Annotated in this window: 14 protein-coding genes; 13 read left to right on the top strand and 1 reads right to left on the bottom strand. The window is 61.9% G+C overall.

Translation table 11 applies throughout. The features are described 5' to 3' along the window. Positions 1–14: 14 nt before the first annotated feature. Entirely contained in the window at positions 15–1,478 is a 1,464-nt protein-coding gene (dnaA, locus tag PSm6_RS10005) for a chromosomal replication initiator protein DnaA (protein ID WP_031286948.1), read from the bottom strand. Positions 1,479–2,002: 524 nt separating this feature from the next. Here dnaA and rpmH point away from each other — a divergent pair. From rpmH to PSm6_RS09940, 13 genes are all read left to right on the top strand, one after another. Continuing rightward, positions 2,003–2,137 carry a 50S ribosomal protein L34 gene (gene rpmH, locus PSm6_RS10000; RefSeq protein ID WP_021217136.1) on the top strand — a complete coding sequence of 45 codons (135 nt, stop codon included), beginning with the start codon at positions 2,003–2,005 and terminating at the stop codon, positions 2,135–2,137. Positions 2,138–2,151: 14 nt separating this feature from the next. Next, the gene (gene rnpA, locus PSm6_RS09995; protein WP_043241807.1) at positions 2,152–2,556 is read left to right on the top strand and encodes a ribonuclease P protein component; all 405 of its coding nucleotides are present in this window, start codon (positions 2,152–2,154) and stop codon (positions 2,554–2,556) included. Next, complete coding sequence (yidD, locus tag PSm6_RS09990; protein ID WP_021217138.1) at positions 2,549–2,794, top strand: membrane protein insertion efficiency factor YidD; 246 nt, start codon at positions 2,549–2,551, stop codon at positions 2,792–2,794. The genes rnpA and yidD overlap by 8 nt, the downstream gene beginning before the upstream one ends. Before the next feature lie 2 nt (positions 2,795–2,796). Then, positions 2,797–4,512 carry a membrane protein insertase YidC gene (yidC, locus tag PSm6_RS09985; RefSeq protein WP_021217139.1) on the top strand — a complete coding sequence of 572 codons (1,716 nt, stop codon included), beginning with the start codon at positions 2,797–2,799 and terminating at the stop codon, positions 4,510–4,512. Between the two features lie 86 nt (positions 4,513–4,598). Beyond that, entirely contained in the window at positions 4,599–5,966 is a 1,368-nt protein-coding gene (gene mnmE, locus PSm6_RS09980; RefSeq protein ID WP_265170152.1) for a tRNA uridine-5-carboxymethylaminomethyl(34) synthesis GTPase MnmE, read from the top strand. 510 nt (positions 5,967–6,476) lie between these two features. Beyond that, entirely contained in the window at positions 6,477–8,369 is a 1,893-nt protein-coding gene (mnmG, locus tag PSm6_RS09975; protein ID WP_031286950.1) for a tRNA uridine-5-carboxymethylaminomethyl(34) synthesis enzyme MnmG, read from the top strand. Further along, on the top strand, positions 8,369–9,016 hold the full coding sequence (gene rsmG / locus PSm6_RS09970; protein ID WP_021217142.1) for a 16S rRNA (guanine(527)-N(7))-methyltransferase RsmG: 648 nt from the start codon (positions 8,369–8,371) through the stop codon (positions 9,014–9,016). The genes mnmG and rsmG overlap by 1 nt, the downstream gene beginning before the upstream one ends. A gap of 14 nt (positions 9,017–9,030) precedes the next feature. Then, positions 9,031–9,819, top strand: a complete 789-nt coding sequence (locus tag PSm6_RS09965) for a ParA family protein (protein WP_021217143.1) — start codon at positions 9,031–9,033, stop codon at positions 9,817–9,819. A 9-nt stretch (positions 9,820–9,828) separates the two neighbouring features. After that, complete coding sequence (locus tag PSm6_RS09960; protein ID WP_265170151.1) at positions 9,829–10,701, top strand: ParB/RepB/Spo0J family partition protein; 873 nt, start codon at positions 9,829–9,831, stop codon at positions 10,699–10,701. Positions 10,702–10,848: 147 nt separating this feature from the next. After that, positions 10,849–11,256 (top strand): F0F1 ATP synthase subunit I, encoded by a 408-nt coding sequence (locus PSm6_RS09955; protein ID WP_043241800.1) that lies wholly within the window; start codon positions 10,849–10,851, stop codon positions 11,254–11,256. Positions 11,257–11,272: 16 nt separating this feature from the next. Next, complete coding sequence (gene atpB / locus PSm6_RS09950) at positions 11,273–12,142, top strand: F0F1 ATP synthase subunit A (protein WP_021217146.1); 870 nt, start codon at positions 11,273–11,275, stop codon at positions 12,140–12,142. Between the two features lie 190 nt (positions 12,143–12,332). Next, a complete protein-coding gene (atpE, locus tag PSm6_RS09945) occupies positions 12,333–12,590 on the top strand; it encodes a F0F1 ATP synthase subunit C (protein WP_003457994.1) in 258 nt (85 codons plus the stop codon). 48 nt (positions 12,591–12,638) lie between these two features. Beyond that, a complete protein-coding gene (locus PSm6_RS09940) occupies positions 12,639–13,109 on the top strand; it encodes a F0F1 ATP synthase subunit B (protein ID WP_021217147.1) in 471 nt (156 codons plus the stop codon). Positions 13,110–13,118: the final 9 nt, after the last annotated feature.

The raw sequence follows: 13,118 nt of genomic DNA, 5'->3' as shown, positions 1-13,118 counted from the left end.
CTGCGCTTGAGCTATCAAGTGGTGAGCGTACGCAGCAGGTTCTTGTAGTCCTCGCGGATATCCGCGTCGGATTCCCTGAGTTCCGCAATCTTACGACAGGCGTGCAGAACTGTGGTGTGGTCTCGTCCGCCAAAGGCGTCGCCGATCTCCGGAAGGCTGTGGTTGGTCAGCTCCTTGGACAGAGCCATGGCCACCTGGCGCGGACGCGCTACCGAGCGCGAGCGGCGCTTGGAGAGCATGTCGGAGATCTTGATCTTGTAGTACTCGACCACGGTGCGCTGAATATTATCGATGCTGACCAGCTTGTCCTGCAGGGCCAGCAGGTCCTTCAGCGACTCACGGATAAGCTCGATGGTGATATCGCGCCCCATGAAGTGGGCGTGGGCAATCACCCGCTTCAGCGCGCCTTCCAGCTCACGCACGTTGGAGCGAATGCGCTGGGCGATGAAGAACGCGGCATCGTGGGGCAGGTCGACCTTCGCCTGCTCGGCCTTCTTCATCAGAATGGCGACACGGGTCTCCAGCTCGGGCGGTTCCACGGCAACGGTCAGGCCCCAGCCGAAGCGGGACTTGAGGCGCTCTTCCAGGCCCTCGATCTCTTTCGGGTAACGGTCGCTGGTGAGGATCACCTGCTGGCCGCCTTCAAGAAGGGCGTTGAAGGTGTGGAAGAACTCTTCCTGGGAGCGTTCCTTGCGCGCGAAGAACTGGATGTCGTCGATGAGCAGGGCGTCCACCGAGCGATAGAAGCGCTTGAACTCGTTGATCGCGTTCAGCTGCAACGCCTTGACCATGTCTGCCACGAAACGCTCGGAGTGGAGGTAGACGATCTTGGCGTTGGGGTTCTTCTTCAGCAGGTGGTTGCCCACCGCATGCATCAGGTGGGTTTTACCCAGGCCCACACCGCCATAGAGAAACAGCGGGTTATAGCCATGCTTGGGGTTGTCCGCCACCTGCCAGGCAGCCGCGCGGGCCAGCTGGTTGGACTTGCCCTCGACGAAGTTCTCGAAGGTGAAGGTGCGGTTCAGGTAACTGGTGTGTTTGAGCGCACCTTCGACCTGGACCGAACGCTCGGTGCGCACAGCCTGTGGCGCCGACACCGACGCGAGGGGATCGAAGCCGCCCCGGGAGTCCTGCACCGTTTCCACGCGCTGCGCAGCGACGGGTGCAACCGGAGGGGCCGTCATCACAGGCGGAGCCGTAATGGGCAGCGGCGCGACACGCGGCGGCATGCTGCGTTTGCTGCCTATTAATAAGGAAAGGGCTGGGGCGAGTCCGTTGCCACGCTCGCCGAGCAGTTCGAGAAGGCGGCCCATGTACTTTTCATTGACCCAATCCAGCACGAAACGGTTGGGCGCGTAGACACGGAGCTCGTCTCCCTCGGCCTCGACCTGCAGCGGGCGGATCCAGGTGTTGAATTGCTGGGCGGGCAGCTCGTCACGCAATAGCTCGACGCACTGCTGCCAAAGTTCCACTGACACGGATATCCCCCAAACGGAAAGGAGTACGACGCGAAAAAACAGGCGTCATTGTAGCTGCCGTGGACAAAGTTATCCACATGAAGAACGGCGTTTCACCAAGGAAAATCAAGATGTTATTGGATATCTCCAATCCAGGAGCAACGCGCCGGAAGTTTGTGGATAACCACACAATAACCCTCTGGACAACCCCACCCGGAACACGGTGGACAACCGCCCTGTGGGCAACTCGTACTTTAATCCCCAGCTTGCCCCCAGACCGCGCACAGCCAGGGCACCGCTTTCGGACAGGCTTATCCTTTGGTCAAGCCTTCGCCTACCGCAGCTCAGAGGCAGTTTTCCACAGGACTGGGTGCCACCAAGAGTTATAAACAAAACAAGCCTTTCTTAAGTACTTCTTCCTTTCTTATTCTTTTGATCGGAACAGGTTGGTTGGAAATTGACCTGCACGCGCCATTTCTCTAGAATCGCCGGTCTCTTTAAACGGGGGCCACGTCGGCCCGTTGTGATCACCCAGGTAAAGCATCATGAAACGCACTTTCCAACCCAGCACCATCAAGCGCGCTCGTGTTCACGGTTTCCGTGCCCGCATGGCTACCAAGAACGGCCGTGCAGTCCTGTCGCGTCGTCGCGCCAAGGGCCGCAAGCGTCTGACTGTCTGATTCACCCGGAACAGGTGGTGAGTCGAGGCTTCGGCCGGGAGAAGCGTCTGCTGGTCCCCCGGCAATTCAAGGCAGTCTTCGACTCCCCAACCGGCAAGGTTCCCGGCAAGAACGTCCTGCTGCTCGCGCGCGACAACGCTCTGGATCATCCCCGCCTCGGCTTGGTGATCGGCAAGAAGAGCGTCAAGCTTTCAGTCGAACGCAACCGCCTCAAACGCCAGATCAGAGAAACCTTCCGCCACAACCTCGAGTTGCTGGCCGGCTGGGACATTGTGATCGTGGCGAAAAAAGGCCTGGGTGATCTGGAGAACGCAGAACTGAAGCATCAGTTCGAAAAGCTCTGGAAGCGTCTAGCCCGCAGCCGGCCTCGCCCTGAATCCCCGACCGAATCAGGGGTGGCCGACAGTCCCCATGCGTAAACTGGCCCTCGTACCGATCCAGTTCTACCGCTATGCCATCAGCCCGCTGATGGCCAGTCACTGTCGCTTCTATCCCAGCTGTTCCTGCTACGCGCTGGAGGCCATCGAAAACCATGGTCTCCTGCGCGGTGGCTGGCTGACTGCGCGTCGGCTCGGCCGCTGTCATCCCTGGAATCCCGGCGGCTACGACCCGGTTCCGCCCGTAAAAACCTCCCAATCCTCTTCGATGGCCGAGTAATCATGGATATTCAACGCTCGATCCTGATCGTCGCCCTGGCAATCGTGTCCTACCTGATGGTTCTCCAATGGAACCAGGACTACGGCCAGGCCGCCTTGCCGACCGCCAGTGCACCCGCCGCCAACACCGCGACGCTGCCTGACTCCGCGACTCCGACTCAGCAAGCCGCCAATGACGACGTCCCGACCGCCGACAATACCGAGCACAGCGCACCTGCCGCTGCTCAGGTAGCGCCGAGCAACGAGCTGATCCGCGTCGAAACCGACGTGCTCAACCTGGCCATCGACCCCAACGGCGGTGACATCGTTCAGCTGACCCTGCCGAAGTACCCCCGTCGCCAGGATCGCCCGGATGTCCCCTTCCAGCTGTTCGACAACGGTAACGAGCGTCTGTACCAGGCCCAGAGCGGCCTGATCGGCACCAACGGTCCCGATGCGCGCCCCACCGGCCGCCCGCTCTACAGTGCCACTCAGCGCCAGTACAAGCTGGAAGACGGCCAGGACCAGCTGGTGGTCGAGCTGACCTTCAGCGAAAACGGCGTCAACTACATCAAGCGCTTCACCCTGACCCGCGGCAAGTACGACCTGCAGGTCGCCTACCGCATCGATAACCAGAGCGCCCAGGCCTGGAACGGCAGCATGTACGCGCAGCTCAAGCGCGACGGCAGCGCCGACCCGTCCTCCAGCACCGCGACTGGCGTTTCGACCTACCTCGGCGCCGCTGTCTGGACCCCCAGCGAGCCCTACAAAAAGATTTCCACCAAGGACATCGACAAGCAGGACGAGAAGCGCCGCGAAGGCAATCCTGACGCCTGGTTCAAGGAAAGCGTGAGCGGTGGCTGGGTAGCCTGGCTGCAGCACTACTTCGTCACCGCCTGGGTCGCCGACAAGGGCCAGACCAACGTCATTCAGACCCGCAAGGATCCGAAAGGCAACTACATCGTCGGCTTCGTCGGCTCCAGCCTGGCAGTACCTGCCGGTGCCCAGGCGGAAACCTCGGCAACCCTGTATGCCGGTCCGAAGGTCCAGGATCACCTGAAGGAACTCTCCCCGGGCCTGGAACTGACCGTCGACTACGGCTTCCTGTGGTTCATCGCCCAGCCGATCTTCTGGCTGCTGCAACATATCCACAGCATCCTCGGCAACTGGGGCTGGTCGATCATCGCCCTGACCGTGCTGATCAAGCTCGCCTTCTTCCCCCTCTCGGCCGCCAGCTACAAGTCCATGGCCCGCATGCGCGCCGTGTCGCCGAAACTGCAGGCGCTGAAGGAACAGTTCGGTGACGATCGCCAGAAGATGTCCCAGGCGATGATGGAGCTGTACAAGAAGGAGAAGATCAACCCGCTCGGTGGCTGCCTGCCGATCCTGGTGCAGATGCCGGTCTTCCTCGCCCTCTACTGGGTACTCCTGGAAAGCGTCGAGATGCGCCAGGCCCCGTGGATGTTCTGGATCACCGACCTGTCGATCAAGGATCCGTTCTTCATCCTGCCGATCATCATGGGCGCCACCATGTTCATCCAGCAGCAGCTGAACCCGACGCCGCCGGATCCCATGCAGGCCAAGGTGCTGAAGCTGATGCCGATCATCTTCACCTTCTTCTTCCTCTGGTTCCCTGCCGGCCTGGTGGTTTACTGGGTGGTCAACAACTGCTTGTCCATCGCCCAGCAGTGGTACATTACCCGCAAGATCGAAGCAGCGACGAAGAAAGCAGCGGCCTGATAATCACGCTGTAATCCGTTGAACAAGACGCCCCCTCAGTGGGGCGTCTTGCTATCCGCCATTCAGTGACCTTCCGGGAGCCAGCCATGAACGCTGTGCGTGAAACCATCGCCGCCGTCGCCACCGCCCAGGGCCGTGGTGGCGTCGGCATCGTCCGGGTCTCCGGCCCCCAGGCAGCGCGTATTGCCCAGGCCATCGCCGGTCGCCAGCTCAAACCCCGCCATGCCCATTACGGCCCCTTCCGAGATGCTGCCGGCGACACCCTGGACGAAGGCCTGGCGCTTTACTTCCCCGGCCCCAACTCATTCACAGGCGAGGACGTGCTCGAGCTGCAAGGCCATGGCGGCCCCGTGGTCCTCGACCTGCTGCTGCGCCGCTGCCTGGAGCTGGGCGCGCGCCAGGCCCGCCCGGGCGAGTTCAGCGAACGTGCCTTCCTCAACGACAAGCTCGACCTGGCCCAGGCGGAAGCCATCGCCGACCTGATCGAGGCCAGCTCCGAGCAGGCCGCGCGCAACGCCCTGCGCTCCCTGCAGGGTGAATTCTCCCGCCGCGTACAAGGGCTCACGGAAAAACTCATCCAGCTGCGCATCTATGTAGAAGCCGCCATCGACTTCCCGGAAGAGGAAATCGACTTCCTCGCCGATGGCCATGTCCTCGGGCTGCTGGATGGGGTTCGGGAAAACTTATCCACAGTCTTGCGTGAGGCCGGCCAGGGCGCGCTGCTGCGTGAAGGCATGACGGTGGTCATCGCCGGGCGGCCCAATGCCGGCAAATCCAGCCTGCTCAACGCCCTGGCAGGCCGTGAAGCCGCCATCGTCACCGAGATCGCGGGCACCACACGGGACGTACTGCGCGAACATATCCACATCGACGGCATGCCGCTGCACGTTGTGGATACTGCTGGCCTGCGGGATACCGATGACCATGTGGAAAAGATCGGCGTGGAGCGCGCCCTCAAGGCCATCGAGGAAGCGGACCGCGTCCTCCTGGTGGTCGACGCCACGGCAGCGGAAAGCGCCGACCCCTTCGCCCTCTGGCCCGAATTCCTCGACAGCCGTCCCGACCCGGCCAAGGTCACCCTGATCCGCAACAAGGCGGACCTGTCAGGCGACGCCGTCGACCTGCAGACCAGCGCCGATGGCCACGTCACGCTCAATCTCTCCGCCCGTTCGGGAGAGGGCCTCGAACTGCTGCGCGAGCACCTCAAGGCCTGCATGGGCTACGAGCAGACCGCCGAGAGCAGCTTCAGCGCGCGCCGGCGCCACCTGGAAGCCCTGCGCCAGGCCAGTAGCCATCTGGAACACGGCCGCTCGCAGCTCACCCTGGCTGGAGCCGGTGAACTGCTGGCGGAGGACCTGCGCCATGCTCAACAGGCGCTGGGGGAGATAACCGGTGCCTTCAGTTCGGACGACCTGCTGGGTCGTATCTTCTCCAGCTTCTGCATCGGCAAGTAGCGGCTTTCCGCTGATGAAACGAGCCACCTTCGGGTGGCTTTTTTATGCCCGCAGACTTATCCAGAGGCAAATAAACCCTGTTGATAACTAGCCCTGAACCCCGTCCATAAGCCTGAGGATAACCGGGGGCATAACCGTCCTGTGTATAACTACCTATTCCATCCACAGGGGGTGCACGGCTTACCCGGAGGAAACCGCCAGGTTCAGCACAGGCTTATCATTCCCCGCAGCCAGCGGCCTTTATGGTCTTGAGGCACTTATCCACAAAAAAGCCGCTCACCATTCATATAAACAATGAACAAGCTCTATAAGAATTCTTTCTCTCTTCTTATCTATTAGCCCCGAAGCCCGGGAAGCCAAAGCCGGTCGAACAGGATGTGAACAGGCGAAAGGGGAGTACACCGAACGGTTGGCTATTTTTTGTGCAAAAGGCTTCATTCACAGGGGGGAAGTCCCTATACTTGCCGCCTTCCCTATTTCCCCATTTACAGAACAGGCACGAGGTGCGTGGTGGATTTCCCTTCCCGTTTTGACGTGATCGTTATCGGCGGCGGCCATGCCGGCACCGAGGCGGCATTGGCAGCTGCGCGCATGGGGGTGAAAACCCTGCTGCTGACGCACAACGTCGAAACGCTCGGCCAAATGAGCTGCAACCCCGCTATCGGCGGCATCGGCAAAAGCCACCTGGTCAAGGAAATCGACGCCCTCGGCGGCGCGATGGCGACTGCCACCGACCTCGGCGGCATTCAGTTCCGCGTGCTCAACAGCCGCAAGGGCCCGGCCGTGCGCGCCACCCGCGCCCAGGCCGACCGCGTGCTGTACAAGGCAGCCATCCGCGAGATCCTCGAGAACCAACCCAACCTGTGGATATTCCAGCAGGCCTGCGATGACCTGATTGTGGAAAACGATCAGGTGAAAGGCGTTGTGACCCAGATGGGCCTTCGCTTCCACGCGGATTCCGTGGTGCTGACCACCGGTACCTTCCTCGGCGGACTTATCCACATCGGGCTGCAGAATTATTCAGGTGGCCGTGCCGGCGACCCGCCGTCCAACGCCCTGGCCAAGCGCATGCGCGAACTGCCCCTGCGTGTCGGCCGACTGAAGACCGGTACCCCGCCGCGCATCGATGGTCGTTCGGTGGACTTTTCGGTGATGACCGAACAGCCCGGTGATACGCCGATCCCGGTGATGTCCTTCCTTGGCAACAAGGAACAGCACCCGCGCCAGGTCAGCTGCTGGATCACCCACACCAATGCGCGCACCCACGAGATCATCGCCAGCAACCTCGATCGCTCGCCGATGTACTCCGGTGTGATCGAAGGCGTCGGCCCGCGCTACTGCCCGTCCATCGAAGACAAGATCCACCGCTTCGCCGACAAGGACAGTCACCAGGTGTTCCTCGAGCCGGAAGGCCTGACCACCCACGAGCTGTACCCCAACGGCATCTCCACCTCGCTGCCCTTCGATGTGCAGCTGGACATCGTCCGCTCCATCCGCGGCATGGAGAACGCCCACATCGTGCGTCCGGGCTACGCCATCGAGTACGACTACTTCGACCCGCGCGACCTCAAGTACAGCCTGGAGACCAAGGTCATCGGCGGGCTGTTCTTCGCCGGCCAGATCAACGGCACCACCGGTTATGAAGAAGCCGGTGCCCAGGGCCTGCTCGCCGGCGCCAACGCTGCGCTGCGCGCCCAGGGCAAGGAAGCCTGGTGTCCGCGTCGCGATGAGGCCTATATCGGCGTACTGGTCGACGACCTGATCACCCTGGGCACCCAGGAGCCGTACCGCATGTTCACCTCGCGTGCCGAGTACCGCCTGATCCTGCGGGAAGACAACGCCGATCTGCGCCTGACTGAGAAAGGCCGCGAGCTCGGCCTGGTGGATGATCGCCGCTGGGCGGCGTTCGAAGCCAAGCGCGAAGGCATCGCCCTGGAAGAACAACGCCTGAAAAGCACCTGGGTGCGTCCCGGTACGCCCCAGGGCGATGCCATCGCCGAGCGCTTCGGCACGCCGCTGACCCATGAATACAACCTGCTCAACCTGCTCAGCCGCCCGGAGATCGACTATGTCGGCCTGGTGGAAGTGACCGGCCACGGCGCCGAAGACCCGCAGGTCGCCGAACAGGTGGAGATCAAAACCAAGTACGCCGGCTACATCGACCGCCAGCAGGATGAGATCGCTCGCCTGCGCGCCAGCGAAGACACGCGCCTGCCGGCCGACCTCGACTACGCGACCATCTCCGGCTTGTCCAAGGAGATCCAGCACAAGCTCGGCCAGAGCCGCCCGGAAACCCTCGGTCAGGCTTCGCGCATCCCTGGCGTTACGCCGGCGGCCATTTCGCTGCTGCTGATCCACCTGAAGAAACGCGGCGCCGGTCGCCAGCTGGAGCAGAGCGCCTGATGTCGCACGTCACCTCCCGCCACGCCGACGAACTGTCCCGTGGCGCCCAGCAGCTCGCCGTCGAACTTTCCCCCCGGCAGCACGAGCTACTGCTCGGCTACCTGGCATTGCTGATCAAGTGGAACAAGGCCTATAACCTGACCGCGGTGCGTGACCCAGACGAAATGGTTTCGCGCCACCTGCTCGACAGCCTCAGCGTGGTGCCATATGTGGCCGCACTGGGCGACAGCTGGCTCGATGTCGGCAGCGGTGGCGGCATGCCCGGCATTCCCCTGGCGATCCTGTTCCCCGAACGCCGTTTCACCCTGCTCGACTCCAACGGCAAGAAGACCCGCTTCCTCACCCAGGTGAAGCTGGAGCTCAAGCTGGACAACCTCGAAGTTATCCACAGCCGGGTCGAAGCCGTGCAGCCCGAGCGCCCGTTCGCCGGCATCATTTCCCGTGCCTTCAGCTCGCTGGAGGATTTCGCCAACTGGACCCGTCACCTGGGCGATGGCGAAACCCACTGGCTGGCGATGAAGGGCCTGCACCCCACCGATGAGCTGGTTGCACTGCCTGCGGACTTCCGCCTTGACGCGGAGCACGCCCTGGCGGTTCCCGGTTGCCAAGGTCAACGCCATCTGCTGATACTGCGCCGCACGGAATAAGGGGAAAGGCAGCCATGGCTAAGGTATTCGCGATCGCCAACCAGAAAGGTGGAGTGGGCAAGACCACCACCTGCATCAACCTGGCGGCATCGCTGGTTGCGACCAAGCGCCGCGTGCTGCTGATCGACCTCGATCCCCAGGGCAACGCCACCATGGGCAGCGGCATAGACAAGCACGCCCTGGAAAACTCCATCTACGACGTACTGATCGGTGAATGCGACCTGGCCGAGGCCATGCAATTCTCCGAGCACGGCGGCTACCAGCTGCTGCCGGCCAACCGCGACCTCACCGCCGCGGAAGTCGCCCTGCTGGAAATGAAGATGAAGGAAAGCCGCCTGCGCTATGCGCTGGCGCCGATCCGCGAGAACTACGACTACATCCTCATCGACTGCCCGCCGTCGCTGAACATGCTGACCATCAACGCCCTGGTCGCCGCCGATGGCGTGATCATCCCCATGCAGTGCGAGTACTACGCGCTGGAGGGGTTGTCTGACCTGGTCAACAGCATCCAGCGCATTGGCCAACTGCTCAATCCGAGCCTGAAGATCGAAGGCCTGCTGCGCACCATGTACGACCCGCGCATCAGCCTCACCAACGACGTCACCGCGCAGCTCAAGGAGCATTTCGGCGACAAGCTCTACGACGCCGTCATCCCGCGTAACGTCCGTCTCGCCGAGGCTCCCAGCTTCGGCATGCCGGCACTCGTCTACGACAAGCAATCCCGTGGCGCTCTCGCTTACCTGGCGCTGGCTGGCGAGCTGGTTCGCCGCCAGCGTGCGAACGCCAAAACCGCTACTGCATAAGGAAACCGCATGGCAGCGAAGAAAAGAGGTCTGGGCCGTGGCCTGGACGCCCTGCTGGGCGGAAACACCGCGACCGTACTGCAGGAGGAGGCCGCCAAGGCCGGCACCCGCGAACTGCAGAACCTGCCCCTGGAGCTGATCCAGCGCGGTAAATACCAACCCCGCCGTGACATGGACCCGACCGCCCTCGAAGAGCTGGCGCAGTCGATCCGTGCCCAGGGCGTCATGCAACCCATCGTGGTGCGCCCCATCGACGGTGGCCGCTTCGAGATCATCGCCGGTGAACGTCGCTGGCGTGCCAGCCACCAGGCCGGCCTGGATCGGATCCCAGCCTTGGTGCGCGAAGTGCCGGATGAAGCCGCCATCGCCATGGCGCTGATCGAGAACATCCAGCGCGAAGACCTCAATCCCATCGAGGAAGCCGTCGCCCTGCAGCGCTTGCAGCAGGAGTTCCAGCTGACCCAGCAGCAGGTCGCCGAGGCCGTTGGCAAATCGCGGGTGACCATCACCAACCTGCTGCGCCTGATCGCCCTCCCCGAGGAGATCAAGACCCTGCTTTCCCACGGGGATCTGGAGATGGGCCATGCCCGTGCCCTGCTCGGTCTGCCGGCCGAACAGCAGGTGGAAGGGGCGCGACATGTTGTCGCACGAGGCCTGACCGTGCGCCAAACCGAGGCACTGGTGCGGCAATGGCTGAGCGGCAAGGACAAAGCTGTCGAACCGGTCAAGGCCGATCCGGACATCAGTCGCCTCGAACAGCGCCTCGCTGAGCGGCTGGGCGCTCCGGTGCAGATAAAACACGGGCAGAAAGGCAAAGGTCAGCTGGTCATCCGCTACAACTCCCTCGACGAGTTGCAAGGCGTTCTGGCCCACATTCGCTGAAACATTTGACCATGTAGCGTGCGGTCGGAATTCACTACCCGGCAGTTGAATAGGGGGTATTCCACCCCTATACTCTGCGCGCAATTTTGTCGGCACAAACTATGCCAAGTTATTGATTCGAGGCGCCGACTCAGAGGACCCGCTGCGATGGATCTACGCATGCAAAACCGCCTGCCCTTCCATCGCCTTCCGGTATTCCCGGTGCTGCTGGCCCAACTGGTCGTGTTGCTGATCGCCGCTGTCGTTCTTTGGCTATGGCGCGATGGTGTAGCTGGTTACTCTGGTTTGTGCGGCGGCCTGATCGCGTGGGTGCCGAACCTGTATTTCGCCCACAAGGCGTTCCGTTTCAGTGGAGCGCGGGCGGCTCAGGCGATAGTCCGGTCTTTTTATGCCGGCGAGATGGGCAAGATGATTCTGACGGCGGTGCTCTTCGCACTGACGTTCGCAGGCGTGAAACCCCTGGAAGCACTGGCGGTATTCGGTGTCTTCCTGCTGACCCAGGCGGTCAGCTGGTTCGCTCCCCTGTTAATGAGAACAAGATTTTCGAAACCTTAGGGCGTTTGAGGCAAACATGGCAGAGCAAACCGCTTCGGGCTATATCCAGCACCACCTGCAAAACCTGACTTTCGGTAAACTGCCGTCCGGCGAATGGGGCTTCGCCCACACCGCCGAGCAAGCCAAGGAAATGGGCTTCTGGGCTTTCCACGTGGACACCCTGGGCTGGTCCATCGCGGTAGGCCTATTGTTCGTGATCCTGTTCCGCATGGCGGCCCGCAAAGCCACCTCCGGCATCCCCGGTGGCCTGCAGAACCTGGTCGAAGTCATGGTCGACTTCGTCGACGGCAGCGTGAAGGACACCTTCCACGGCCGTAATCCGCTGATCGCCCCCCTGGCACTGACCATCTTCGTCTGGATCTTCCTGATGAACGCCATCGACCTGGTTCCGGTCGACTGGATTCCGGTCCTGGCGGCGAAGATCACCGGTAACGAGCACCTGTTCTTCCGTGCCGTACCGACCACCGACCCGAACGCCACCCTGGGCATGGCCCTGTCGGTGTTCGCGCTGATCATCTTCTACAGCATCAAGGTCAAGGGCATCGGCGGCTTCGTCGGCGAGCTGACCCTGCACCCCTTCGGCAGCAAGAACATCTTCGTTCAGATCCTGCTGATCCCGGTGAACTTCCTGCTCGAGTTCGTGACCCTGGTGGCCAAGCCGATCTCCCTGGCCCTGCGTCTGTTCGGCAACATGTACGCCGGCGAGCTGGTGTTCATCCTGATCGCCGTGATGTTCGGCGCCGGCATGATCCTGCTCAGCGGCCTGGGTATCGCACTGCAGTGGGCGTGGGCTGTGTTCCACATCCTGATCATCACCCTGCAGGCCTTCATCTTCATGATGCTGACCATCGTCTACCTGTCGATGGCGCACGAAGACAACCATTAAGAACGCAGCTCGTCCCTGATGTCCTTCTCCCTCGGGAGAAGGCGCCCGAAGGGCGGATGAGGGATGAGGTTCGAGATGGTCCCGCGCCAACCAGCGCGGGAACGCCCGAAAGGGCAGCTGGAAAGAAGACGATTTCGTTTTACCGCTTCACTTAAACCTTAACCAACACGACATAAAGTCGGGAGGAAAAATGGAAACTGTAGTAGGTCTCACTGCGATCGCCGTAGCTCTGCTGATTGGCCTGGGTGCCCTGGGTACCGCTATCGGCTTCGGTCTGCTGGGTGGCAAGTTCCTGGAAGGCGCTGCTCGCCAGCCGGAAATGGTCCCGATGCTGCAGGTCAAAATGTTCATCGTCGCCGGCCTGCTGGACGCCGTGACCATGATCGGCGTTGGTATCGCTCTGTTCTTCACCTTCGCTAACCCGTTCATTGCTCAGGTAGCCCAATAATCCTCTTTCTAGAGGATTGGACTGACAACGAACGAGCGAGGTGTTGGCGTGAACATTAATGCAACCCTGATCGGCCAGTCCGTCGCGTTCTTCATTTTTGTACTGTTCTGCATGAAGTTCGTGTGGCCTCCGGTCATCACGGCACTGCGCGACCGTCAGAAGAAGATTGCCGACGGCCTGGACGCTGCCAACCGCGCGGCTCGTGACCTGGAGCTGGCCCACGAAAAAGTGGCCCAGCAACTGCGCGAAGCCAAGACTCAGGCAGCTGAAATCATCGAGCAAGCCAAGAAACGCGGTACCCAGATCGTCGACGAAGCTCGCGATCAGGCCCGTGTAGAAGGCGAGCGCCTCAAGGCGCAGGCTCAGGCCGAGATCGAACAGGAACTGAACAGCGTCAAAGACGCGCTGCGCGCCCAACTGGGTAGCCTGGCCGTCGGCGGTGCCGAGAAGATCCTGGGTGCCACTATCGATCAAAACGCGCACGCGGAGCTGGTTAACAAACTGGCCGCCGAAATCTAAGCGAGGGCG

It is taken from the genome of Pseudomonas solani (assembly GCF_026072635.1).
GTDB lineage: Bacteria > Pseudomonadota > Gammaproteobacteria > Pseudomonadales > Pseudomonadaceae > Metapseudomonas > Metapseudomonas solani.
The sequence above is the reverse complement of the archived record's forward strand: the minus strand, read 5'-3'. Positions and strand labels throughout refer to the sequence as shown.

Coding starts and splice junctions, on each gene's coding strand:
- PSm6_RS09960 (WP_265170151.1), top strand. CDS start 9,829: ATGGCAGCGAAGAAAAGAGGTCTGGGCCGTGGCCTGGACGCCCTGCTG.
- yidC (WP_021217139.1), top strand. CDS start 2,797: ATGGATATTCAACGCTCGATCCTGATCGTCGCCCTGGCAATCGTGTCC.
- rsmG (WP_021217142.1), top strand. CDS start 8,369: ATGTCGCACGTCACCTCCCGCCACGCCGACGAACTGTCCCGTGGCGCC.
- atpE (WP_003457994.1), top strand. CDS start 12,333: ATGGAAACTGTAGTAGGTCTCACTGCGATCGCCGTAGCTCTGCTGATT.
- atpB (WP_021217146.1), top strand. CDS start 11,273: ATGGCAGAGCAAACCGCTTCGGGCTATATCCAGCACCACCTGCAAAAC.
- yidD (WP_021217138.1), top strand. CDS start 2,549: ATGCGTAAACTGGCCCTCGTACCGATCCAGTTCTACCGCTATGCCATC.
- PSm6_RS09955 (WP_043241800.1), top strand. CDS start 10,849: ATGGATCTACGCATGCAAAACCGCCTGCCCTTCCATCGCCTTCCGGTA.
- mnmE (WP_265170152.1), top strand. CDS start 4,599: ATGAACGCTGTGCGTGAAACCATCGCCGCCGTCGCCACCGCCCAGGGC.
- PSm6_RS09965 (WP_021217143.1), top strand. CDS start 9,031: ATGGCTAAGGTATTCGCGATCGCCAACCAGAAAGGTGGAGTGGGCAAG.
- rpmH (WP_021217136.1), top strand. CDS start 2,003: ATGAAACGCACTTTCCAACCCAGCACCATCAAGCGCGCTCGTGTTCAC.